This window comes from Pseudomonas sp. Pseusp49 (assembly GCF_059491875.1).
In genome coordinates this window covers 4,482,673-4,502,781 of the sequence record NZ_CP168514.1, presented here as the reverse complement: position 1 = coordinate 4,502,781, position 20,109 = coordinate 4,482,673, and the positions used below count along the sequence as shown (strand labels likewise).

The window sequence follows — 20,109 nt, the reverse complement described above, 5'->3', positions numbered from 1 at the left end:
TTGGGCAGTTTTTAGACTTTCAACAGATGGACGCGCCATTGGCGCAGGAAAAGTAGCGTTTTGAAGAAATCCACCGCAGCACCTAAACCAGCCGTCGTTCCGCTCTGGCGCCAGCACTTGCACTACCGACTCAAGGAAGGTGCGCTGATCGCCATCGGTGCCCTGTGCCTGTTCCTGATGATGGCCTTGCTGACCTATGGCAAGGATGATCCGGGCTGGAGCCATAACAGCAAGATCGACGACGTGCAGAATTTCGGCGGGCCCGCGGGCTCCTACAGCGCCGACATCCTGTTCATGGTGCTGGGTTACTTCGCCTACATCTTCCCGTTGCTGCTGGCGGTCAAGGCGTACCAGATCTTCCGCCAGCGTCACGAACCGTGGCAGTGGAGCGGCTGGCTGTTCTCCTGGCGCCTGATCGGCCTGGTGTTCCTGGTGCTGTCGGGGGCCGCGCTGGCCCATATCCATTTCCATGCCGCGACCGGTCTGCCGGCCGGTGCAGGCGGTGCGCTGGGGGAAAGCCTCGGCGAACTGGCGAGGAACGCCCTGAATATCCAGGGCAGTACGCTGCTGTTCATCGCGTTGTTCCTGTTCGGCCTGACGGTGTTTACCGACCTGTCGTGGTTCAAGGTGATGGACATCACCGGCAAGATCACCCTCGACCTGTTCGAATTGTTCCAGGGCGCGGCCAATCGCTGGTGGGCGGCCCGTACCGAGCGCAAACAGCTGGTCGCCCAGTTGCGTGAAGTCGATGACCGTATGGATGAAGTGGTTGCGCCGAGCGTCACCGACAAGCGCGAGCAGGCCAAGGTCAAGGAGCGGTTGATCGAGCGTGAGCAGGCCCTGAGCAAGCACATGTCCGAGCGTGAGAAGCAGGTGCCGCCGGTCATTGCACCCGCGCCGCCAAAACCGGCCGCACCGAGCAAACGCGTCGAAAAAGAGAAACAGGCGCCCCTGTTCGTCGACAGCGCCGTGGAAGGCACCTTGCCGCCGATCTCGATTCTCGATCCCGCGGAAAAGAAACAGCTCAATTATTCGCCCGAATCCCTGGCGGCGGTCGGCCACCTGCTGGAAATCAAGCTCAAAGAGTTCGGCGTCGAAGTGACCGTGGACTCGATCCACCCGGGTCCGGTGATTACCCGATACGAAATCCAGCCCGCCGCCGGCGTCAAGGTCAGCCGCATCGCCAACCTGGCCAAAGACCTGGCCCGTTCCCTGGCGGTGACCAGCGTGCGCGTGGTGGAAGTGATTCCGGGCAAGACCACGGTCGGTATCGAGATTCCCAACGAAGACCGGCAGATCGTGCGTTTCTCCGAGGTGTTGTCGACCCCCGAGTACGATAACTTCAAATCCCCGGTCACCCTGGCCCTGGGCCACGATATCGGCGGCAAACCGGTCATCACCGACCTGGCGAAGATGCCGCACCTGCTGGTGGCCGGTACCACCGGTTCCGGTAAGTCGGTGGGCGTGAACGCGATGATCCTGTCGATCCTGTTCAAGTCCGGCCCGGAAGACGCCAAGCTGATCATGATCGACCCGAAAATGTTGGAACTGTCGATCTACGAGGGCATTCCGCACCTGCTGTGCCCGGTGGTCACCGACATGAAGGACGCCGCCAACGCCCTGCGCTGGAGCGTTGCCGAGATGGAGCGACGCTACAAGCTGATGGCCAAGATGGGCGTGCGCAACCTGTCTGGCTTCAACGCCAAGGTCAAGGAAGCCCAGGACGCGGGCGAGCCGTTGAGCGATCCTCTGTACAAGCGCGAAAGCATCCACGACGAAGCGCCGCTCCTGCAAAAGCTGCCGACCATCGTGGTGGTGGTCGACGAATTCGCCGACATGATGATGATCGTCGGCAAGAAGGTTGAAGAGCTGATCGCCCGTATCGCCCAGAAGGCGCGTGCGGCCGGTATCCACTTGATCCTCGCGACCCAGCGCCCGTCGGTGGATGTAATCACCGGTCTGATCAAGGCCAACATCCCGACCCGCATGGCGTTCCAGGTGTCGAGCAAGATCGACTCGCGGACCATCATCGACCAGGGCGGTGCCGAGCAACTGCTGGGCCACGGTGACATGCTGTACATGCCGCCGGGCACCAGTCTGCCGATTCGTGTCCACGGTGCCTTCGTGTCCGACGATGAGGTTCACCGCGTGGTGGAGGCCTGGAAGCTGCGGGGCGCGCCGGAATACAACGACGACATCCTCAATGGCGTCGAAGAGGCGGGCAGCGGCTTCGAAGGCAGCAGCGGGGGCGGCGACGGTGACGATCCCGAGGCCGACGCGCTGTACGACGAAGCGGTGCAGTTCGTGCTGGAAAGCCGTCGCGCCTCCATTTCCGCGGTTCAGCGCAAGCTCAAGATCGGCTACAACCGCGCCGCGCGCATGATCGAAGCCATGGAAATGGCCGGGGTCGTGACGTCCATGAACACCAACGGTTCGCGTGAAGTCCTGGCCCCCGGCCCGGTGCGCGACTGACCCGAATATGAAAGGGTGGTGCCCTTTGGCGCCGCTCTCACTCCCACGAATGTTATGAGGACTCCCATGCGTCTGATCCGCATGCTGTTGCTGCCGGTACTGGCTTTGACCACGCTCCAGGCTAACGCCGATGACAAGGACGTGGCACGCCTGACCCAACTGCTGGAAAAATCCCAGACCCTGACGGCGCGTTTCTCGCAACTGACCCTTGATGGCACCGGCACCCAGTTGCAGGAAACCGCCGGCGAGATGTCCCTGCAGCGTCCGGGCCTGTTCTACTGGCACACTGATGCGCCGGCCGAGCAGACCATGATCTCCGATGGCAAGAAAGTCACCCTGTGGGACCCGGACCTGGAACAGGCCACCATCAAGAACCTCGACCAGCGCCTGACCCAGACCCCGGCCTTGCTGCTGTCCGGTGACGTGTCCAAGATCAGCCAGAGCTTCGACATCAGCGCCAAGGAAGCCGGCGGCGTGATTGACTTCACCTTGAAGCCCAAGACCAAGGACACCCTGTTCGACAGCCTGCGCCTGTCGTTCCGCAATGGTCTGGTCAACGACATGCAACTGATCGACAGTGTCGGCCAGCGCACCAATATCCTGTTCACCGGGGTGAAAGCCAACGAGCCGATCCCGGCGTCCAAGTTCAAGTTCGACATCCCTAAAGGGGCGGACGTGATCCAGGAATAAAACGCAGAACCCCTGTAGGAGCGAGCCTGCTCGCGATGGACTCAAGGACACCGCTGGGTGTCAGGCTGCCAGCGTTATCGTTAACGTCCATCGCGAGCAGGCTCGCTCCTACAGGGGATGGAGAACCAGTGAGGTTTTGTAGATAGTCATGGACCTGTTTCGCAGCACCCCCATCGCCCAGCCCTTGGCCGCCCGCCTGCGCGCGGCCAATCTGGACGAGTACGTCGGTCAGGAACACGTGCTCGCTCGCGGCAAGCCCTTGCGCGAAGCGCTGGAGCAGGGTGCCCTGCATTCGATGATTTTCTGGGGCCCGCCCGGCGTGGGCAAAACCACCCTGGCGCGATTGCTCGCGGAAGTCTCGGATGCACACTTCGAAACGGTCTCGGCGGTACTGGCCGGGGTCAAGGAGATCCGTCAGGCGGTGGAAATCGCCAAGCAGCAGGCCGCGCAGTACGGCCGCCGCACCATTCTGTTCGTCGACGAAGTGCATCGTTTCAACAAGTCCCAACAGGACGCGTTCCTGCCTTATGTCGAGGACGGTACGCTGATTTTCATCGGCGCGACCACGGAAAACCCTTCGTTCGAACTCAACAACGCCTTGCTGTCGCGGGCGCGTGTCTACGTGCTGAAAAGCCTGGACGAAGCGGCCCTGCGCAAACTGGTGCAGCGCGCGCTGACCGAAGAACGGGGCCTGGGCAAGCGCAACCTGACCCTCAGCGATGAAGGCTTCCAGATGCTGCTGTCGGCCGCGGACGGCGATGGTCGACGCCTGCTCAACCTGCTGGAGAACGCCTCGGACCTGGCCGAAGACAACAGCGAAATCGGCACCGAGCTCCTGCAAAGCCTGCTCGGCGACACCCGTCGACGCTTCGACAAGGGTGGCGAAGCCTTCTACGACCAGATATCCGCGCTGCACAAATCGGTGCGCGGCTCCAACCCCGACGGCGCGCTGTACTGGTTCGCGCGCATGATCGACGGCGGTTGCGACCCGCTGTACCTGGCCCGGCGTGTGGTGCGCATGGCCAGCGAAGACATCGGCAACGCCGACCCGCGCGCCCTGAGCCTGTGCCTGGCGGCGTGGGAAGTGCAGGAGCGTCTTGGCAGCCCGGAAGGCGAGCTGGCGGTGGCCCAGGCCATCACCTATCTGGCCTGCGCGCCGAAAAGCAACGCGGTGTACATGGGCTTCAAGACCGCGCTGCGCGCCGCCGCCGAACACGGCTCGCTGGAAGTGCCGCTGCACCTGCGCAACGCGCCGACCAAGCTGATGAAACAATTGGGCTACGGCGACGAATACCGTTATGCCCACGACGAACCGGATGCCTACGCTGCCGGGGAAGACTATTTCCCCGAAGAACTCGACCCTATTCCGTTCTATCAGCCCGTGCCCCGTGGCCTGGAGTTGAAGATCGGCGAAAAACTCAACCACCTGGCAAAACTCGACCGTTTAAGCCCTCGGCAGCGGAGAAAATAGTGCTTCCCTTGATCGTTGCGGTTTCCGTCGGCGGGATGGCCGGCACGCTGTTGCGCTTTGCCACGGGTAACTGGATCAACGCGAATTGGCCGCGGCACTTCTATACCGCGACGCTGGCCGTTAATATCGTGGGCTGTTTGCTGATCGGCGTTCTATACGGTCTGTTTTTGATACGCCCGGAGGTACCCATCGAGGTGCGCGCCGGGTTGATGGTCGGCTTCCTCGGGGGGCTGACGACTTTTTCATCCTTTTCACTGGATACGGTGCGCCTGCTGGAAAGCGGGCAAGTGCCGCTGGCCCTGGGCTATGCGGCACTCAGCGTATTCGGCGGGCTGCTTGCCACCTGGGCCGGCCTGTCCTTGACCAAACTTTGATAAACGAGAAACCGACATGCTCGATTCCAAACTGTTACGTAGCAACCTTCAGGACGTAGCGGACCGCCTGGCATCCCGTGGCTTTGTGCTGGATGTTGCGCGCATCGAAGCGCTGGAAGAACAGCGCAAGACCGTCCAGACCCGCACCGAAGCACTGCAGGCTGAGCGTAACGCGCGTTCCAAATCCATCGGTCAGGCCAAGCAGCGCGGCGAAGACATCGCGCCGCTGATGGCGGACGTCGAGCGCATGGCGGGCGAATTGAGCGCCGGTAAAGTCGAACTGGACGCGATCCAGACCGAACTGGACTCGATCCTGCTGGGCATTCCCAACCTGCCGCACGAATCCGTGCCGGTTGGCGAAGACGAAGACGGCAACGTCGAAGTGCGCCGTTGGGGCACGCCGACTGCCTTCGATTTCCCGGTTCAGGACCACGTGGCCCTGGGCGAGAAGTTCGGCTGGCTGGACTTCGAAACCGCCGCCAAGCTGTCCGGTGCCCGTTTCGCCCTGCTGCGTGGCCCTATCGCCCGTCTGCACCGGGCCCTGGCGCAGTTCATGATCAACCTGCACGTCACCGAGCACGGCTACGAGGAGGCCTACACGCCTTACCTGGTCCAGGCCCCGGCGCTGCAAGGCACCGGTCAACTGCCGAAGTTCGAGGAAGACCTGTTCAAGATCGCTCGCGAAGGCGAGGCCGACCTGTACCTGATCCCGACCGCCGAAGTGTCGCTGACCAACATTGTCGCCGGCGAAATCGTCGATTCGAAACTGCTGCCGATCAAGTTCGTCGCCCACACGCCGTGCTTCCGCAGTGAGGCCGGCGCTTCGGGTCGTGACACCCGCGGCATGATCCGTCAGCACCAGTTCGACAAGGTTGAAATGGTGCAGATCGTCGAGCCGTCGAAATCGATGGAAGCGCTGGAAGGCCTGACCGCCAACGCCGAGAAAGTCCTGCAACTGCTTGAGCTGCCTTACCGCACCCTGGCGCTGTGCACCGGCGACATGGGTTTCAGCGCGGTCAAGACCTACGACCTGGAAGTGTGGATCCCGAGCCAGGACAAGTACCGCGAAATCTCGTCGTGCTCCAACTGTGGCGACTTCCAGGCCCGCCGCATGCAGGCGCGCTTCCGCAACCCGGAAACCGGCAAGCCGGAACTGGTACACACCCTGAACGGCTCCGGCCTGGCAGTGGGTCGCACCCTGGTGGCGGTGCTGGAGAACTATCAGCAGGCCGACGGTTCGATCCGTGTCCCTGAAGTCCTCAAGCCGTACATGGGTGGCCTTGAGGTCATCGGCTAAATGAAATATCTGCCGCTGTTTCACAACCTTCGCGGCAGTCGTGTGTTGGTCGTCGGTGGGGGGGAAATTGCCTTGCGCAAATCCCGCCTGCTGGCCGATGCCGGTGCGCTGCTGCGGGTGGTTGCACCTGAAATCGAAGCACAACTGCGCGAACTGGTTGCCGGCAGCGGTGGCGAGTGCCTGTTGCGTGGCTACGCCGAGGCGGATCTGGACGGTTGCGGGCTGATCATTGCCGCCACCGACGACGAAGCGCTGAACGCACAAGTCTCCGCCGATGCCCATCGGCGTTGCGTGCCGGTCAACGTGGTGGACGCGCCGGCCCTGTGCAGCGTGATCTTCCCGGCCATCGTCGACCGCTCCCCATTGATCATTGCTGTGTCCAGCGGTGGCGATGCGCCGGTGCTGGCACGCTTGATCCGCGCCAAGATCGAAACCTGGATTCCTTCCACCTACGGTCAACTGGCCGGCCTGGCGGCGCGTTTTCGTCATCAGGTCAAAGGCCTGTTTCCGGATGTGCAGCAGCGTCGGGCATTCTGGGAAGATGTTTTCCAGGGCCCGGTTGCCGATCGGCAACTGGCCGGGCAGGGCGCTGAAGCCGAGCGTTTGCTCCAGGCGAAAATCGATGGTGAAGCTCCCGTGGCGACCGGTGAGGTCTATCTGGTGGGCGCAGGGCCAGGTGATCCCGATCTGCTGACGTTCAAGGCACTGCGTCTGATGCAGCAAGCGGACGTGGTGCTGTACGACCGTCTGGTGGCGCCGGCGATTCTCGAACTGTGCCGTCGCGACGCCGAGCGGGTTTACGTTGGCAAGCGCCGTGCCGATCACGCGGTGCCGCAGGATCAGATCAACCAGCAATTGGTGGACTTGGCCAAACAGGGCAAGCGCGTGGTGCGACTGAAGGGCGGCGATCCGTTCATCTTCGGTCGTGGCGGCGAGGAGATCGAAGAGCTGGCGGCCCATGGCATCCCGTTCCAGGTCGTGCCGGGGATCACGGCGGCCAGTGGTTGCGCGGCCTATGCCGGGATTCCGCTGACCCACCGCGATTACGCGCAATCGGTACGCTTTGTCACCGGGCACCTGAAGGACGGCTCAACCGATTTGCCGTGGGCCGATCTGGTCGCGCCGGCACAGACGCTGGTGTTCTACATGGGGCTGGTGGGCTTGCCGATCATCTGCGAGCAACTGATCAAGCACGGTCGCGGTGCTGATACCCCGGCGGCGTTGATCCAGCAGGGCACCACGGTCAATCAGCGTGTCTTCACTGGAACCCTGGCCGACTTGCCACGATTGGTGGCGGAGCATGAAGTGCATGCGCCGACGCTGGTGATCGTGGGTGAAGTGGTGCAACTGCGCGAGAAGCTGGCGTGGTTCGAAGGGGCTCAATCACAGGTTTGAGATCTGTAGTGTTTGTTGGAAAAAGATCGCAGCCTTCGGCAGCTCCTACAAGGTGTACACCTTACCCGTGTAGGAGCTGCCGAAGGCTGCGATCTTTTGCTTTTAGCTCTTTTTCCAAACCCCTTTCCCACTCAACCGCTCCCGATCATGGGCCAGGGTAAAGTCCTGCGCCGGCCCCTTGGGCACCACACCCGTCGGGTTGATGGTGCGGTGACTGGCATAGTAGTGATTCTTGATGTGCTCAAAATCCACCGTCTCGGCAATCCCCGGCCACTGATAAATCTCCCGCAGCCAGTTCGACAGATTCGGATAATCCGCAATCCGCCGCAGGTTGCACTTGAAGTGCCCGTAGTACACCGCATCGAAGCGAATCAGCGTGGTGAACAGGCGGATGTCCGCTTCGGTCAGGTATTCGCCAGCCAGATAGCGGTTGGCACCCAGCAGCAGTTCCAGGCGATCCAGTTCGGCAAATACTTCGTCGAAGGCTTGTTCATAAGCCTGTTGCGACGTGGCAAACCCGGCGCGGTACACGCCATTGTTCACCGCGGGATAAATACGCTCGTTCAACGCATCGATCTCACCGCGCAGCGGCGCCGGGTAGAAGTCCAGGTCGTTACCGGTCAGATCGTCGAAGGCGCCATTGAACATGCGGATGATTTCCGATGATTCATTGTTGACGATGCGTTTGTGCTGTTTGTCCCACAGCACCGGCACGGTGACGCGGCCGGTGTAATCGGCGGTATCGGCGGTGTAGCGCTGGTGCATGAAGTCGAAGTGATCGAGCTTGTCGCCGGTGGAGCCGAGGGCTTTGTCGAAGGTCCAGCCGTTTTCCAGCATCAGCCAACTGACCACCGAAACGTCGATCAGGCTTTCGAGGCCTTTGAGTTTGCGCAGGATCAGGGTGCGGTGGGCCCACGGACAGGCCAGGGATACGTACAGGTGATAGCGACCGGGTTCTGCGGCAAAACCGCCGACGCCGGTCGGCCCCGGCTTGCCATCTGCGGTCAGCCAGTGCCGACGTTGCGCCTGTTCACGCTGGAACGCGCCGTCCTTGCTGCTTTCGTACCACTTGTCCTGCCAGCGGCCATCGACTAACAAACCCATGTTCAAGACTCCAGAAGCCAATATTCGTTGGAGTCGAGTCTATTCCCATGGGTTCGAACAAAAAGCGCAAAGATCGGGCGCGAATGATCGGTTAAATCGATTTGTTGCGCGCGGCCCAGTATTGTTCGGCGGTTTCAAAGGCCTGTTCGCGGCTCTGGCCGAGTCCACGCAGGGCCAGGGCCATGGTCGAGATCAGGGCCATTTGCGGGTAGCTGTCGACCACCTCGCCACGCCACACCGCTTTCAGGTGCTCGGGATCGAGCGAGGCGGGTTTGACGTGACGCTGCGCCGACAACTGCGGCCATTCTTCGTCCCAGCTCTGGCCGCCAGTGGTGCCGTACAGATGGCTGTCGGCGTCCGGGTTGATCTCGATCTCGCCGCCATCGCCCTTGATCACGATCGCGGTATCGCCGAGCAAGCCGCTGGCATCGCGATGCACGGCCTGATAGCCGGGGTGGAAAATGCTCTGCAGGCCGCAACGCGCGCCCAGCGGATTGAGAATCCGCGCCAGTGAGTGGATCGGCGAGCGCAGGCCGAGGGTGTTGCGCAGGTCGATCATCCGTTGCAGCTGCGGTGCCCAGTCCACCAGCGGCATAAAGGCCAGGCCGCCGTTATCCAGCGCCGAGCCGACCTGTTGCCAGTTGCGGCACAGCGGGATGTTCAATTCACCCAGCAGTTGCTCGCTGTACAGGCGACCGGCCGTGTGGGCGCCGCCGCCATGCATGAAAATCCGCACGCCGTTTTGCGCCAGGCACTTGGCCGCCAACAGGTACCACGGCAAATGCCGCTTCTTGCCGGCATAGGTCGGCCAGTCCAGGTCCACCGCCAGCGCCGGAGGGTTCAGGCGTTCGCGCAAGGCTTCGGTGAACCCGGCCATTTCCTCGGCGCTTTCTTCCTTGTGCCGCAACAGCATCAGGAATGCGCCGAGCTGGGTTTCCTCGATCTTTTCATCGAGCACCATGCCCATGGCTTCGCGGGCTTCGATCCGGGTCAGGTCACGGGCGCCGCGCTTGCCTTTGCCGAGGATCCGCACGAACTGCGCGAACGGGTGCTCGGCGGGTGTTTCGAGGGTCAGTGCTGGGTAATCGGTCATAAGCAATTCGTCGGTTTGGGCAGGCCCGCCAGCTTCGCGGCGAGTTTGGCGGGGGTGCCTTTGAACAGTCGGTTCAGGTGCAGGCTGTTGCCTTTTTCCGGGCCGAGTTTCAATGCGGTGTACTTGATCAACGGGCGGGTGGCCGGTGACAGCTGGAACTCGGCGTAGAAACTGCGCAGCAGTTCGAGGACTTCCCAGTGCTCGGGCGTCAGCTCGATGTCTTCGGCCGCCGCCAGGGCGCTGGCCACATCGGCAGACCAGTCATTCAGTTCGACCAGGAAGCCGTCCTTGTCCAGCTCAATGGCGCGAGCGCCGACCGTCAATGCATTCATAGCCAACTGTTGACCTTGTCATAGTGAATCGACAGTTCGACGAAGGCCGGGTAATCGATCGCCCGGGCCCAGTCCGGAACCACCAGCGCACGGGCCTGGGCATCTTCGGCCAGGACGAACAGCTTCAGGCCACGGGTGCTGAGTGCCGTGAACGGTTCGGTGCCTGGCTGCAACGCATAGGCGGCATCGCCGGACAGCAGCAAGCCGTCGTTGGTACCGATCACGCGCAGGCAACTGGTCAGGCGTTCGTCACCGAACGGGGAGTGAGACAACACATGCAAAGTCGACATCAGAGGGTGATCACCTGGTCGTAACGGTCAATGAGGGCGGTGATTTCGTCGGCGGCCAACACCCGGGCTTCTTCCAGCGCCAAGCCGCTCGGGTCGAGGCCGCGCCGGTTGATGCTGTCGCCGCAGGCAAACAGTTCCTCGACACCGAACAGCGGCAGGGCTTGCAGGTTGGCGCTCAGGTCTTTCTGTTGCAAGGTCCTGGCGTTCTGGCCGGCGGCGAGCTGGAACACGCCGTCATCGAGAAACAACAGGCCAATCGGCAGATCGAAGGCGCCGCCGGCCAGCACGATATCCAGCGCTTCCCGCGCGCCCGGGCCGGACCATGGCGACTGGCGGCTGATGATCAATATGGATTTGGCCATGTCATGCGCCTCCGAAACAGATCAGGCGGTCGGCATCCTGCGCCGCGTCATGCAATTGGCCGAGGCCGGACAATTCCCACGGCGCACCGACGGCAACAGCCTCGCGCTGATAGCGCCGGGCTTCTTCTTCATTCAAGACACCACGGCGCAGGGCGGCGGCGATGCACACCACGCCATCGAGTTGGTGGTCGCTGACAAAGGCGCGCCATTGCTTGGGCAAGTCCGCTTCATCCTGGGGCGTGACCACGCTGGATGACGCGTTGTAGACACCGTCCTGATAGAAAAACAGCCGGACGATCTCATGCCCGCCGGCCAGCGCCGCTTGGGCGAACAGCAGGGCGCGGCGCGAGGAGGGCGCGTGGGCGGCGGAAAACACGGCGATGGCGAACTTCATGACAGACTCGATCAGCGAAACTGCGGCCATGATAATGCTTTATCGGCGGGTCGGCGAAAGTAACCTGCCCTATACCCGAAAACCCCCTGTAGGAGCTGCCGCAGGCTGCGATCTTTTGATCTTGTTTTTAAAAAATCAAAGTCAAAAGATCGCAGCCTGCGGCAGCTCCTACAGGGGGTCAGCGCGGCATGTACCCCAACTGCCAGCGTCGCGGGATCTTCAACGACAATACCCCGAGCGCGGCAGCCAGCAGGCCACTGGCAAACAACGCCTTGAGTCCCAGGTGATGTTCCAGCACGGCACCGAGTACCGCGCCGGCGAACATGCCGGTCCAGGGGATCAGTTGCACGCGCCAGCCGTTGCGGCGCTCGCCGAGCATCCAGCGGCCCAGTCCGCGGCCGAAGCGCGACAGGGCGCCGGTGACGTAGGTCAGGCCCACCGGCAGGCCGTTCACTTCTTCCACCGCGGCGTTGAGCATGCCCATTGCAATGATCGCCGCCAGCAGGGCCGGCAGTTGCGCCTCATAAGGCCAGGCTGCGGCGGCGCAGAGCAGGGTGGCGATGCACAACAGCAGTGGCAGGGCCCGACGACCACCCAGGCGGCTGACGATAATGCCCAGCGCGTTGCCGACAATGAAGGTGGCGACGAGGATCACCAGGCGCAAGGTCAAGCCAAGGTCGCCAGCGCTGATGGCGACCGCCATCCGGGTGGTATTGCCGCTCATGAACGAGACGAAGTCGCCGCTGGCCATGAAGCCGATGGCGTCAGTCATGCCGGCGAGTACCGAGAGCATGGCCACCAGGCTCAGGCCTATGCGCCCGCGCCATTTCTGCGTGTGCAAGTGACCGGGGCTGGCGTGGGTCCTGGCGGTGTTGGGCAGCATCGACGACGGCATCCTTGAACAGTGCTCAGGGTTTTATCCCATTCAACTCGCAATACTCCAGCCAGTCCATACCGGCCATTTCCGCGACTTCCCGGTGCACTTCCAGGCGCTGCGCTTCGTAGTCTTCGGCCGTAGCAGCCGTCAGTTGCAGCGTCAGCTCCCAGGCGAACAATCCTTGGCGTTCCGCCTCGGCCTCGAAGGCTTCGTGCAAGCGTTCGTCGCGGTACTGCGCCGGGGTTTCACCCTTGGCCTGGGCCTGCAATGGGTTGAGGTTGTCGAGGTCGTGGCGCAACTCGGGGCGTTCGTCGAGAAACCGCTTCAGTGCCTGTTCATGTTGCTGCTCGGTTGCCGCCATGGTCGCTCCTTGAGAACGGATTACGAGGATTGCTGCTTGCTGGCCTTGGCCGCTGCCGCCAGGCATTCGAGGGCAAACTGCTCGGTGTAGGTCATCTGGATCGGCGTGGTTTCGCCTTTGACGGTTCTTTCGCCGTCGAGGATGTAGCGAATCCGCTTGTCGGTGACGCCGATTCGCTTGGCGATCCAGGACGGCGTCTGCCCGATCTGGCTGATCAGCTTGTCGGCATATTCAGTGCTCGGTTTGTAGAACTCGGCATTAGGTGTCATCGGATTTCCAGTCAGGGGTGCGATGGGGCGTTATTGGCGCGACAGGGTGCGCGAATCGTTGTGCGCTGTCGCGGTATAAATGCAGTAAAGCAGAACGATACGGGCTGCCGGGGTGATAAAGTCCGCTTTTTCCCGATGAGTGAATGCAATGCGAATTCTGATGGTGGCGCTGGCCGTGACGTTGCTGGCCGGATGCGCCGGCTCGGCGATGAACGACGCCCGCACCAAGGCCCCGTACAAGACCCTGAACTCGGATAAACCGGGAAAGGACGTCGCCCAGTGCGTGCAGTTTTCCTGGCAGGACGAGGCCGTGTTCGGCGTGGATGCCGCCGCCTATCTGGAGCCTGGCGAGAAGGGCGGCACGACCGTTTATACCCGTTCGGCGGAGTCCTTCGTCGACGTGACCACCGATGCCTCGGGCACGGTGTTGAGCTACTACGCACAGAAGGATGATTTCGTGGCCAAGCGCCGGTTGGCGGCGTTGGCGACTTGCCTGTAGGCAAATCAGGATCAAAAGATCGCAGCCTGCGGCAGCTCCTACAGGTTTCGCGTCCTCTGTAGGAGCTGCCGCAGGCTGCGATCTTTTAGCTCAGGCGCTTCTGGAAGAAGAAGTGCTTGTGGCCCGGCGGGTAATCGGCAATGTGCCCGATCTCGCTGTAGCCGCATTTCTTGTAGAACTCCGGCGCCTGGAATTCGAAGGTTTCCAGCCACAGACCGACGCATTCCTTTTCGCGCGCAAGGTCTTCGGCCATCTGCATCAACCTGGTGCCCATGCCTTGTCCCCGGGCCTGTTCCGGCACCGCCAGCAAGTCTATGAACAACCACTGATAAAACAACCGGGCGTAGACGCCGCCGACGATTTCGTCGTTGTCGTCGCGTATCAGCAATGCGATATGTTCCGGTGGCGGGCTTGCAGACTTCGAGGCGTTGTAGGCGCGCAACGGCACGAGGATCGCCTCGCGTTCTTCGGTGCTGGGGTTGTGCTTGCGTTCGATACGCAGGTTCATGGCTATATCCTTATGGCAGTGAAGCCGCAGCCTATCCCGGTTGCTGTGATTGTTCCATCCCCGGGAAAGTTGAACCGTCGCCAACGCACAGCTGTCATTGCTTAAGACGCGTCACTCCAGACGCCGCCGATGAGGACAACGCCCCGTGAACATATTTGAAGCCTTGCGCGAAAGCCACGAACGCCAACGGACCTATGCCAAGGCGCTGATCCATACCAGCGGCGATACGCCTGAGCGGGTCGAGGCGTACAAGCAACTCAAGTCAGAATTGCAGGCTCACGCCACGGCCGAAGAGCGGCATTTCTACATCCCGTTGATGAAGTTCGACAACGGCGTCGACCTCAGCCGTCATGGCATCGCCGAACATCACGAAATGGACGAAATGATGGAGGCGCTGGATGACACCGAAATGTCCAGCCCGGCCTGGCTGGTGACCGCGAAGAAACTCTCGGAGAAGGTGCATCACCACCTCGAGGAAGAAGAGCAGAAGTTCTTCCAGATGGCCGGCAAGCTGCTCGACGACAAACAGAAAGAGTCGTTGGCCGGGCAATACGAGAAGGAGTACAAGGCGCAGCTTGCTTGAAGAGGCAGGTTTTCACCTAACATGTGCACTCTCTGAGAAATAACAGGACGCGTTGTCATGTCGAACACAGCCGAGCGGGTCAACATTCTGGAGTCCCAGGTGTTGTCCCACGACTGGTACCTGCTGAAGAAAATCACCTTCGATTACCAACGCAACAATGGCGAGTGGCAACGCCAGGTGCGGGAGGTCTACGACCGTGGCAACGGCGCGGCGATTCTGTTGTACAACCGCGAAAAGAAAACCGTGGTACTGACCCGGCAATTTCGCCTGCCGGTGTTCGTCAACGGTCACGACGGGCTGTTGATCGAAGTGGCGGCGGGGTTGCTGGAAGGCGCGGCGCCTGAAGACCGCATCCGTGATGAAGCGGAGGAGGAAACGGGTTACCGCGTGCACCATGTGCAGAAGGTGTTCGAGGCGTACATGAGCCCCGGTTCGGTGACGGAAAAACTGCACTTCTTCATTGCCGAATACGACGCCAGGTCGAAAGTCAGCGACGGTGGCGGGCTGGAGGCGGAAACCGAAGAGCTGGAAGTGCTGGAGTGGGCGTTCGACGACGCCCTCGAAGCGTTCTACCGTGGCGAGATCTGCGACGCCAAGACCATCATGCTGCTGCAGTATGCGGCGATGAAAAACCTCTTCAATCAACCCTGATCTCCCCGTAGGAGCTGCCGCAGGCTGCGATCTGTTGATCTTTTAAATGCAAGATCAACAGATCGCAGCCTGCGGCAGCTCCTACAAGGTCAAAAGCCGGGCAGGCGTGCGGTGCCGGGCGTTTGCCCGCCTTCAAGGGTGAGCAACAATGCCTTGGCCTCCAGCCCACCGGCAAACCCGGTGAGCTTGCCCGACGCACCAATCACCCGGTGACACGGCGCCACGATCGAAATCGGGTTCTTGCCATTCGCCGCACCCACCGCCCTGACCGCCGCCGGGTTGCCGATCTGTTCGGCGATCTGGCTGTAGCTGCGGGTCTCGCCGAACGGGATGGTCAGCAGCGCCGCCCAGACCTTTTTCTGAAATTCCGTGCCGGCAAAGTCCAGTTCCAGTTCGAAGCGATCGCGGGTGCCGGAAAAATATTCGCGCAGCTGCGCGGCGGTGCGCACCAGTATCGGGTTGTCCGGCGCCTCGCTCATCGGGCCGAGGCGCACCCGCCCGGGTTTGTTGTTTTCCCAGAGGATGGCTGCCAGTCGCGAACCGTTCGCCACCAGCTTCAACTGGCCGACCGGGGAAGCCACGGTGATGCAGGTATAGGTCATGCCAGGGCTCGCGGAAAATTGCTGAACAAGCGTTAAGGATACTGTGTCGACGAGGAGGCGCAATACGTAATCCCGACCATACTTGCTCACTGCTTTTGAAGCGTTCCCCAGGTTAATGACAAGAAGAGACCGACTCATGAAGTACGAACCTTTTGCCAAATCGCTGATTGCGACCTCATTGGCTCTCAGCTGCCTGACTGCTCACGCCGCCTCCGTGGCCCCGGCGACCGGGGAAAACGGCATGGTGGTCACCGCCCAGCACCTGGCCAGCCATGTCGGCGTGGATGTGCTCAAGAACGGCGGCAACGCTGTCGACGCAGCGGTCGCGGTCGGCTATGCGCTGGCGGTGGTGTACCCCGCGGCAGGCAACCTCGGTGGCGGTGGTTTCATGACCATCCAGTTGGCGGACGGGCGCAAGACCTTTCTCGACTTCCGTGAAAAAGCGCCGCTGGCCGCCACCGCCAACATGTACCTGGACAAGGACGGCAACGTCGTTCCCGATCTGAGTACCCGTGGCCACCTGGCCGTGGGTGTGCCGGGCACCGTTTCCGGCATGGAACTGGCGCTGTCCAAGTACGGCACCAAACCGCGCAAGGAAATCATCGCCCCGGCCATCAAGTTGGCCGAAGACGGTTTCGTGCTGGAGCAGGGCGACGTCGATCTGCTGGACTACGCCACCGACATGTTCAAGAAGGACATGAAGGATTCCGGCTCGATCTTCCTCAGCAACGGCGAGCCGATGCAGGTCGGCCAGAAGCTGGTGCAAAAGGACCTGAGCAAGACCCTGCGGGAAATCTCCGAGAAAGGCGCCGACGGTTTCTATAAGGGCTGGGTGGCCGACGCCATTGTCACCTCCAGCCAGGCCAACAAGGGCATCATCACCCAGGCCGATCTCGACAAATACAAGACCCGCGAACTGGCGCCCATCGAGTGCGACTACCGTGGCTACCACGTGGTCTCGGCACCGCCACCGAGCTCCGGCGGCGTGGTGATCTGCGAGATCATGAACATCCTCGAAGGCTATCCGATGAAGGAACTGGGCTATCACTCGGCCCAGGGCATGCACTATCAGATCGAAGCCATGCGCCACGCCTATGTCGACCGCAACAGCTACCTGGGCGATCCGGATTTCGTGAAGAACCCGATTGCCCACCTGCTGGATAAAAACTACGCGACCAAGCTGCGCGAAGCGATCAAGCCACAAAAAGCCGCGGTATCGAGTGAGCTCAAGCCCGGCGTAGCGCCCCATGAAGGCAACAACACCACGCATTACTCCATCGTCGACAAGTGGGGCAACGCGGTGTCGGTGACCTACACCCTCAACGACTGGTTCGGCGCGGGCGTGATGGCGAGCAAGACCGGGGTCATCCTCAACGATGAAATGGACGACTTCACCTCGAAAATCGGCGTGCCGAACATGTACGGCCTGGTGCAGGGCGAGGCCAACGCAATCGCACCCGGCAAGGCGCCGCTGTCGTCCATGAGCCCGACCATCGTCACCAAGGACGGCAAAGTGGTGATGGTGGTCGGCACTCCGGGTGGCAGCCGCATCATCACCGCGACCTTGCTGACCATGCTCAACGTGATCGACTACGGCATGAACATCCAGGAAGCGGTGGATGCACCGCGTTTCCACCAGCAGTGGCTGCCGGAGGAAACCAACCTGGAAGCCTTCACCACCAGCCCGGACACAGTGAAGATCCTCGAAAGCTGGGGGCACAAGTTTGCCGGCCCACAGGACGCCAACCACCTGGCGGCGATCCTGGTCGGTGCGCCGTCCCTGGGCGGCAAGCCGGTGGGCAAGAACCGTTTCTACGGGGCGAACGACCCACGGCGTAACACCGGGTTGTCGCTGGGTTACTGAGGGTTGTGTCCGGAGGGGGACGGGCTTATGTTCGTCCCCTGAACCATCGACCGTTCAAGGAAGGAAATCATGACCACTGCGTTGTTAATCATCGACGTCCAGCAGGCTTTGTGTTCCGGAGAGTACGAGTGTTTCGAGATCGGCCGGGTCATCGACACCATCAATGACTTGTCTGCCCGGGCGCGCAAGGCCGCCGTGCCCGTGGTGCTGATCCAGCACGAAGAAACGGGCAGCCCGCTGGCGCATGAGACTGCCGGCTGGCAACTGGCCGAAGGGTTGCAAACCTCGCCCACGGATCATCGCGTGCGCAAAACCACCCCGGATTCGTTCTACAAGACCCACCTGCAAAAACTGTTGCCGGGGCAAGAATTCGATCGCCTGGTCATCTGTGGCTTGCAAACCGATTACTGCATCAATACCACCGTGCGCCAGGCCCTGACACTGGGCTACGACGTGGTGCTGGCGAGCGACGCACATTCCACCGTCGACAACGGCAACCAGACCGCCGAAGACATCATCGCCGAACACAACAAGGACCTGAAGCGCCTGACAGGTTCCGTGGCGCGGATGGACGTGATCCCGGCCAAGGACATCCACTTCTGAAACCACCCCATCCCCCTGTGGGTGTGCGCAAAATCTGCGAGCGACCAAAATCACTGTGGGAGCGGGCTTGCCCGCGAAGGCGTCATTACTGCCGATATTGATGCTGACTGACCCACCGCCATCGCGGGCAAGCCCGCTCCCACAGGTTCAGTGGGTGTGCGCAAAATCTGCGAGCGACCAAAATCACTGTGGGAGCGGGCTTGCCCGCGATGGCGTCCTTACTGCCGATGTTTATGTTGACTGACCCACCGCCTTCGCGAGCAAGCCCGCTCCCACAGGGACTGTGTGCCTACAGGCTGGCTACCACTCAAGTCGCAAACATCAAGACCCTTTCCTCCCGCACCGCAGTCGGCATCACACCGCCGAGCACCAGCCGGGTGATGGTGGCTGCGGCGTTGGCGTAGTCCTCATCCTGAGGCGTCTCGCGTCCCGTGATGTGCGCCATCTGCCAGCCCAGGTTGGTGTAGGTCCGGGTCGCTGACCAGATAAACAACATCAAATGCTGCGGGTCGACCGGTGCGATCAAGCCCCGGTCGATCCAGCTGCGCAGGCAATCGACATTGCGCTGGGCCTCGGCATACAGCAGGTCACGGCATTCTTCAGGCAGCTGCCTGGCCCCCAGCAGCAACTCACCGCTGAACACCCTGGCAATGTGCGGATGCTCCCGGGCAATGCGGATGCGGGCGGTGATGTAGGCCTGCAATCCCGCCACCGGGTCGTCGCTTTCGCGCAGTACCGCGGAGGCGTCCAGCAACGGCTGGACGAAACCAAGCAGGACCTGGCCGTAGAGGTTTTCCTTGCTCTGGAAGTAGTAATAAAGATTGGCTTTGGGCACCCCCGCACGCGCCGCAATGTCCCGGGTTTGCGTGCCGTCGAAGCCTTTGCCGGCGAATTCGGCGCTGGCAGCTTGCAGGATGAGGTGCTGATTGTGCTGACGGATACGGCTCATGGGGCTATCTGGGGGAAATAAGTTGCGCAATATACAAAACTATATAGCGATTGAGCACATCGCTCGGCGACTGCTTCTCTACAGGGGGCCGAAAATCTCGATCAGCTCGTTGAGGAACGCACTCACCAGGTCCTTCTGACGAGACGAATGCCGCACCGCCGCATGAAAGCTCACCTCATAGCGCAGCAGCTCCGGGTTCAGCGGGTGCAATTGCCCCAGCTGTTCATGCCGGGTCGCGTAGTGCTGCGGCAGAAACCCCAGGTGCTGGCCGGACAGGATCAACAGGGCGGCGCCGTCCATGCTGTCGGTGAGCACGGTCAGGCGTTCGATGGAGGTGGGGGCCGGCATCTCCGGCAACGGATGGCTCGGCCAGACCCAGTCAAAGCCGCTGACATCTTCGCGGGTCAGTGCGCCGACCTGGTCGAACAACGGATGCGAGGGTGCGCAGTAGGCAATCTGGGTTTCCGGGAACAGCGGGAAATAATCGATGCTGGGCAGGCGGTGCCAGAAGTAACCAATGGCCAGGTCGATATGGCCGTTGATGATTTTCTCTTCCAGCAGCGACGACGACAGCTCGGTGAAATGGAAGTACAGCCCTTCGTGCCGAGCCCGCAAACGGGCAATGGCCAGGCCGATTTTCTTGTTCGCCACCGGATCGATCTGCCCCAGCAGGCCGATGTTGATGCTGCCCGAGACTTTGCGGTTGATGTGCTGCACCTCGACCCGGAATCCTTCGGCCGCCGCCAGCAAGCGTCGGGCCGCCTCGATGAACTGCGTGCCTTTGGGCGTGACGGAAAACCCGCCACGCCCGCGCTCGCACAGGCGAAAACCGACCCGCGCTTCCAGCGTCGCCAATTGCGCGCTGATCGTCGGTTGCGTGGCGTTGAGGGCGGTTTGAGCCGCCGAGATGCCGCCCGCCTCGACGACGGTCAGAAATACCCGGATCAGGCGCAGATCCAGCTCCGTTACAGTTCCCAGCATGGGGGCTCCCGATTGTCGATTACATAGGTGCTGATCTATGTGAACAGTGTGCCTGCGATATTTTATTGCCCTGATTCACGCCCTACAT

24 protein-coding genes are annotated in these 20,109 nt (G+C 61.6%); 11 read left to right on the top strand and 13 right to left on the bottom strand.

Features of this window, described 5'->3' with window-relative positions:
• The first annotated feature begins 60 nt into the window (after positions 1-60).
• From ACEN83_RS20150 to cysG, 6 genes are all read left to right on the top strand, one after another.
• On the top strand, positions 61-2,472 hold the full coding sequence (locus tag ACEN83_RS20150; protein ID WP_495578216.1) for a DNA translocase FtsK: 2,412 nt from the start codon (positions 61-63) through the stop codon (positions 2,470-2,472).
• A gap of 66 nt (positions 2,473-2,538) precedes the next feature.
• Positions 2,539-3,162: an outer membrane lipoprotein periplasmic chaperone LolA gene (lolA, locus tag ACEN83_RS20145; RefSeq protein ID WP_008049385.1), complete on the top strand. Its 624-nt coding sequence runs from the start codon at positions 2,539-2,541 to the stop codon at positions 3,160-3,162.
• A gap of 148 nt (positions 3,163-3,310) precedes the next feature.
• A complete protein-coding gene (locus ACEN83_RS20140) occupies positions 3,311-4,633 on the top strand; it encodes a replication-associated recombination protein A (RefSeq protein ID WP_015094400.1) in 1,323 nt (440 codons plus the stop codon).
• Entirely contained in the window at positions 4,633-5,007 is a 375-nt protein-coding gene (crcB, locus tag ACEN83_RS20135; RefSeq protein WP_008049383.1) for a fluoride efflux transporter CrcB, read from the top strand. Before ACEN83_RS20140 ends, crcB begins: the two co-directional genes overlap by 1 nt.
• 16 nt (positions 5,008-5,023) lie before the next feature.
• A complete protein-coding gene (gene serS, locus ACEN83_RS20130; protein WP_015094401.1) occupies positions 5,024-6,304 on the top strand; it encodes a serine--tRNA ligase in 1,281 nt (426 codons plus the stop codon).
• Positions 6,305-7,699, top strand: a complete 1,395-nt coding sequence (gene cysG, locus ACEN83_RS20125; protein WP_495578215.1) for a siroheme synthase CysG — start codon at positions 6,305-6,307, stop codon at positions 7,697-7,699.
• Between the two features lie 102 nt (positions 7,700-7,801).
• Here cysG and ACEN83_RS20120 read toward each other — a convergent pair whose 3' ends face one another.
• From ACEN83_RS20120 to ACEN83_RS20080, 9 genes are all read right to left on the bottom strand, one after another.
• A complete protein-coding gene (locus tag ACEN83_RS20120; protein WP_495578214.1) occupies positions 7,802-8,803 on the bottom strand; it encodes a glutathione S-transferase family protein in 1,002 nt (333 codons plus the stop codon).
• A gap of 91 nt (positions 8,804-8,894) precedes the next feature.
• Positions 8,895-9,896: a glycosyl transferase family protein gene (locus ACEN83_RS20115; RefSeq protein WP_495578213.1), complete on the bottom strand. Its 1,002-nt coding sequence runs from the start codon at positions 9,894-9,896 to the stop codon at positions 8,895-8,897.
• Positions 9,893-10,228, bottom strand: coding sequence for a TusE/DsrC/DsvC family sulfur relay protein (locus ACEN83_RS20110; RefSeq protein ID WP_015094405.1), 336 nt, complete (start codon positions 10,226-10,228; stop codon positions 9,893-9,895). The genes ACEN83_RS20115 and ACEN83_RS20110 overlap by 4 nt, the downstream gene beginning before the upstream one ends.
• Complete coding sequence (gene tusB, locus ACEN83_RS20105) at positions 10,225-10,518, bottom strand: sulfurtransferase complex subunit TusB (protein ID WP_218483526.1); 294 nt, start codon at positions 10,516-10,518, stop codon at positions 10,225-10,227. Before tusB ends, ACEN83_RS20110 begins: the two co-directional genes overlap by 4 nt.
• On the bottom strand, positions 10,518-10,880 hold the full coding sequence (gene tusC, locus ACEN83_RS20100; protein WP_495578212.1) for a sulfurtransferase complex subunit TusC: 363 nt from the start codon (positions 10,878-10,880) through the stop codon (positions 10,518-10,520). The genes tusB and tusC overlap by 1 nt, the downstream gene beginning before the upstream one ends.
• Before the next feature lies 1 nt (position 10,881).
• Positions 10,882-11,274, bottom strand: a complete 393-nt coding sequence (tusD, locus tag ACEN83_RS20095) for a sulfurtransferase complex subunit TusD (RefSeq protein ID WP_116581368.1) — start codon at positions 11,272-11,274, stop codon at positions 10,882-10,884.
• A 178-nt stretch (positions 11,275-11,452) separates the two neighbouring features.
• Positions 11,453-12,157, bottom strand: a complete 705-nt coding sequence (locus tag ACEN83_RS20090; RefSeq protein ID WP_495578211.1) for a YoaK family protein — start codon at positions 12,155-12,157, stop codon at positions 11,453-11,455.
• Between the two features lie 25 nt (positions 12,158-12,182).
• Entirely contained in the window at positions 12,183-12,512 is a 330-nt protein-coding gene (locus ACEN83_RS20085) for a DUF6388 family protein (protein WP_015094410.1), read from the bottom strand.
• Positions 12,513-12,532: 20 nt separating this feature from the next.
• Positions 12,533-12,781: a hypothetical protein gene (locus ACEN83_RS20080; protein ID WP_095966482.1), complete on the bottom strand. Its 249-nt coding sequence runs from the start codon at positions 12,779-12,781 to the stop codon at positions 12,533-12,535.
• Positions 12,782-12,929: 148 nt separating this feature from the next.
• On the opposite strand from ACEN83_RS20080, the gene ACEN83_RS20075 reads away from it, so the two are divergent.
• Positions 12,930-13,280 (top strand): hypothetical protein, encoded by a 351-nt coding sequence (locus ACEN83_RS20075; protein ID WP_218483534.1) that lies wholly within the window; start codon positions 12,930-12,932, stop codon positions 13,278-13,280.
• Between the two features lie 85 nt (positions 13,281-13,365).
• Here ACEN83_RS20075 and ACEN83_RS20070 read toward each other — a convergent pair whose 3' ends face one another.
• Entirely contained in the window at positions 13,366-13,788 is a 423-nt protein-coding gene (locus tag ACEN83_RS20070; protein ID WP_218479021.1) for a GNAT family N-acetyltransferase, read from the bottom strand.
• Positions 13,789-13,933: 145 nt separating this feature from the next.
• Between ACEN83_RS20070 and ACEN83_RS20065 the strand changes: the two genes are divergently transcribed.
• Entirely contained in the window at positions 13,934-14,371 is a 438-nt protein-coding gene (locus ACEN83_RS20065; protein ID WP_015094413.1) for a hemerythrin domain-containing protein, read from the top strand.
• 57 nt (positions 14,372-14,428) lie between these two features.
• Positions 14,429-15,022: an NUDIX domain-containing protein gene (locus ACEN83_RS20060; protein ID WP_007980612.1), complete on the top strand. Its 594-nt coding sequence runs from the start codon at positions 14,429-14,431 to the stop codon at positions 15,020-15,022.
• A gap of 89 nt (positions 15,023-15,111) precedes the next feature.
• Here ACEN83_RS20060 and ACEN83_RS20055 read toward each other — a convergent pair whose 3' ends face one another.
• Positions 15,112-15,624: a methylated-DNA--[protein]-cysteine S-methyltransferase gene (locus ACEN83_RS20055; RefSeq protein ID WP_495578210.1), complete on the bottom strand. Its 513-nt coding sequence runs from the start codon at positions 15,622-15,624 to the stop codon at positions 15,112-15,114.
• A 136-nt stretch (positions 15,625-15,760) separates the two neighbouring features.
• Between ACEN83_RS20055 and ggt the strand changes: the two genes are divergently transcribed.
• A complete protein-coding gene (gene ggt, locus ACEN83_RS20050) occupies positions 15,761-17,488 on the top strand; it encodes a gamma-glutamyltransferase (RefSeq protein ID WP_495578209.1) in 1,728 nt (575 codons plus the stop codon).
• 69 nt (positions 17,489-17,557) lie between these two features.
• Complete coding sequence (locus tag ACEN83_RS20045) at positions 17,558-18,091, top strand: cysteine hydrolase family protein (protein ID WP_495578208.1); 534 nt, start codon at positions 17,558-17,560, stop codon at positions 18,089-18,091.
• A 307-nt stretch (positions 18,092-18,398) separates the two neighbouring features.
• Here ACEN83_RS20045 and ACEN83_RS20040 read toward each other — a convergent pair whose 3' ends face one another.
• Both ACEN83_RS20040 and ACEN83_RS20035 read right to left on the bottom strand, forming a co-directional pair.
• The gene (locus ACEN83_RS20040; RefSeq protein ID WP_495578207.1) at positions 18,399-19,040 is read right to left on the bottom strand and encodes a TetR/AcrR family transcriptional regulator; all 642 of its coding nucleotides are present in this window, start codon (positions 19,038-19,040) and stop codon (positions 18,399-18,401) included.
• 78 nt (positions 19,041-19,118) lie between these two features.
• Positions 19,119-20,021 carry a LysR family transcriptional regulator gene (locus tag ACEN83_RS20035; RefSeq protein ID WP_495578206.1) on the bottom strand — a complete coding sequence of 301 codons (903 nt, stop codon included), beginning with the start codon at positions 20,019-20,021 and terminating at the stop codon, positions 19,119-19,121.
• Positions 20,022-20,109: the final 88 nt, after the last annotated feature.

Coding starts and splice junctions, on each gene's coding strand:
- lolA (WP_008049385.1), top strand. CDS start 2,539: ATGCGTCTGATCCGCATGCTGTTGCTGCCGGTACTGGCTTTGACCACG.
- ACEN83_RS20140 (WP_015094400.1), top strand. CDS start 3,311: ATGGACCTGTTTCGCAGCACCCCCATCGCCCAGCCCTTGGCCGCCCGC.
- serS (WP_015094401.1), top strand. CDS start 5,024: ATGCTCGATTCCAAACTGTTACGTAGCAACCTTCAGGACGTAGCGGAC.
- cysG (WP_495578215.1), top strand. CDS start 6,305: ATGAAATATCTGCCGCTGTTTCACAACCTTCGCGGCAGTCGTGTGTTG.
- ACEN83_RS20120 (WP_495578214.1), bottom strand. CDS start 8,803: ATGGGTTTGTTAGTCGATGGCCGCTGGCAGGACAAGTGGTACGAAAGC.
- ACEN83_RS20115 (WP_495578213.1), bottom strand. CDS start 9,896: ATGACCGATTACCCAGCACTGACCCTCGAAACACCCGCCGAGCACCCG.
- ACEN83_RS20110 (WP_015094405.1), bottom strand. CDS start 10,228: ATGAATGCATTGACGGTCGGCGCTCGCGCCATTGAGCTGGACAAGGAC.
- tusB (WP_218483526.1), bottom strand. CDS start 10,518: ATGTCGACTTTGCATGTGTTGTCTCACTCCCCGTTCGGTGACGAACGC.
- tusC (WP_495578212.1), bottom strand. CDS start 10,880: ATGGCCAAATCCATATTGATCATCAGCCGCCAGTCGCCATGGTCCGGC.
- tusD (WP_116581368.1), bottom strand. CDS start 11,274: ATGAAGTTCGCCATCGCCGTGTTTTCCGCCGCCCACGCGCCCTCCTCG.
- ACEN83_RS20090 (WP_495578211.1), bottom strand. CDS start 12,157: ATGCTGCCCAACACCGCCAGGACCCACGCCAGCCCCGGTCACTTGCAC.
- ACEN83_RS20085 (WP_015094410.1), bottom strand. CDS start 12,512: ATGGCGGCAACCGAGCAGCAACATGAACAGGCACTGAAGCGGTTTCTC.
- ACEN83_RS20080 (WP_095966482.1), bottom strand. CDS start 12,781: ATGACACCTAATGCCGAGTTCTACAAACCGAGCACTGAATATGCCGAC.
- ACEN83_RS20075 (WP_218483534.1), top strand. CDS start 12,930: ATGCGAATTCTGATGGTGGCGCTGGCCGTGACGTTGCTGGCCGGATGC.
- ACEN83_RS20070 (WP_218479021.1), bottom strand. CDS start 13,788: ATGAACCTGCGTATCGAACGCAAGCACAACCCCAGCACCGAAGAACGC.
- ACEN83_RS20060 (WP_007980612.1), top strand. CDS start 14,429: ATGTCGAACACAGCCGAGCGGGTCAACATTCTGGAGTCCCAGGTGTTG.
- ACEN83_RS20055 (WP_495578210.1), bottom strand. CDS start 15,624: ATGACCTATACCTGCATCACCGTGGCTTCCCCGGTCGGCCAGTTGAAG.
- ggt (WP_495578209.1), top strand. CDS start 15,761: ATGAAGTACGAACCTTTTGCCAAATCGCTGATTGCGACCTCATTGGCT.
- ACEN83_RS20045 (WP_495578208.1), top strand. CDS start 17,558: ATGACCACTGCGTTGTTAATCATCGACGTCCAGCAGGCTTTGTGTTCC.
- ACEN83_RS20040 (WP_495578207.1), bottom strand. CDS start 19,040: ATGAGCCGTATCCGTCAGCACAATCAGCACCTCATCCTGCAAGCTGCC.
- ACEN83_RS20035 (WP_495578206.1), bottom strand. CDS start 20,021: ATGCTGGGAACTGTAACGGAGCTGGATCTGCGCCTGATCCGGGTATTT.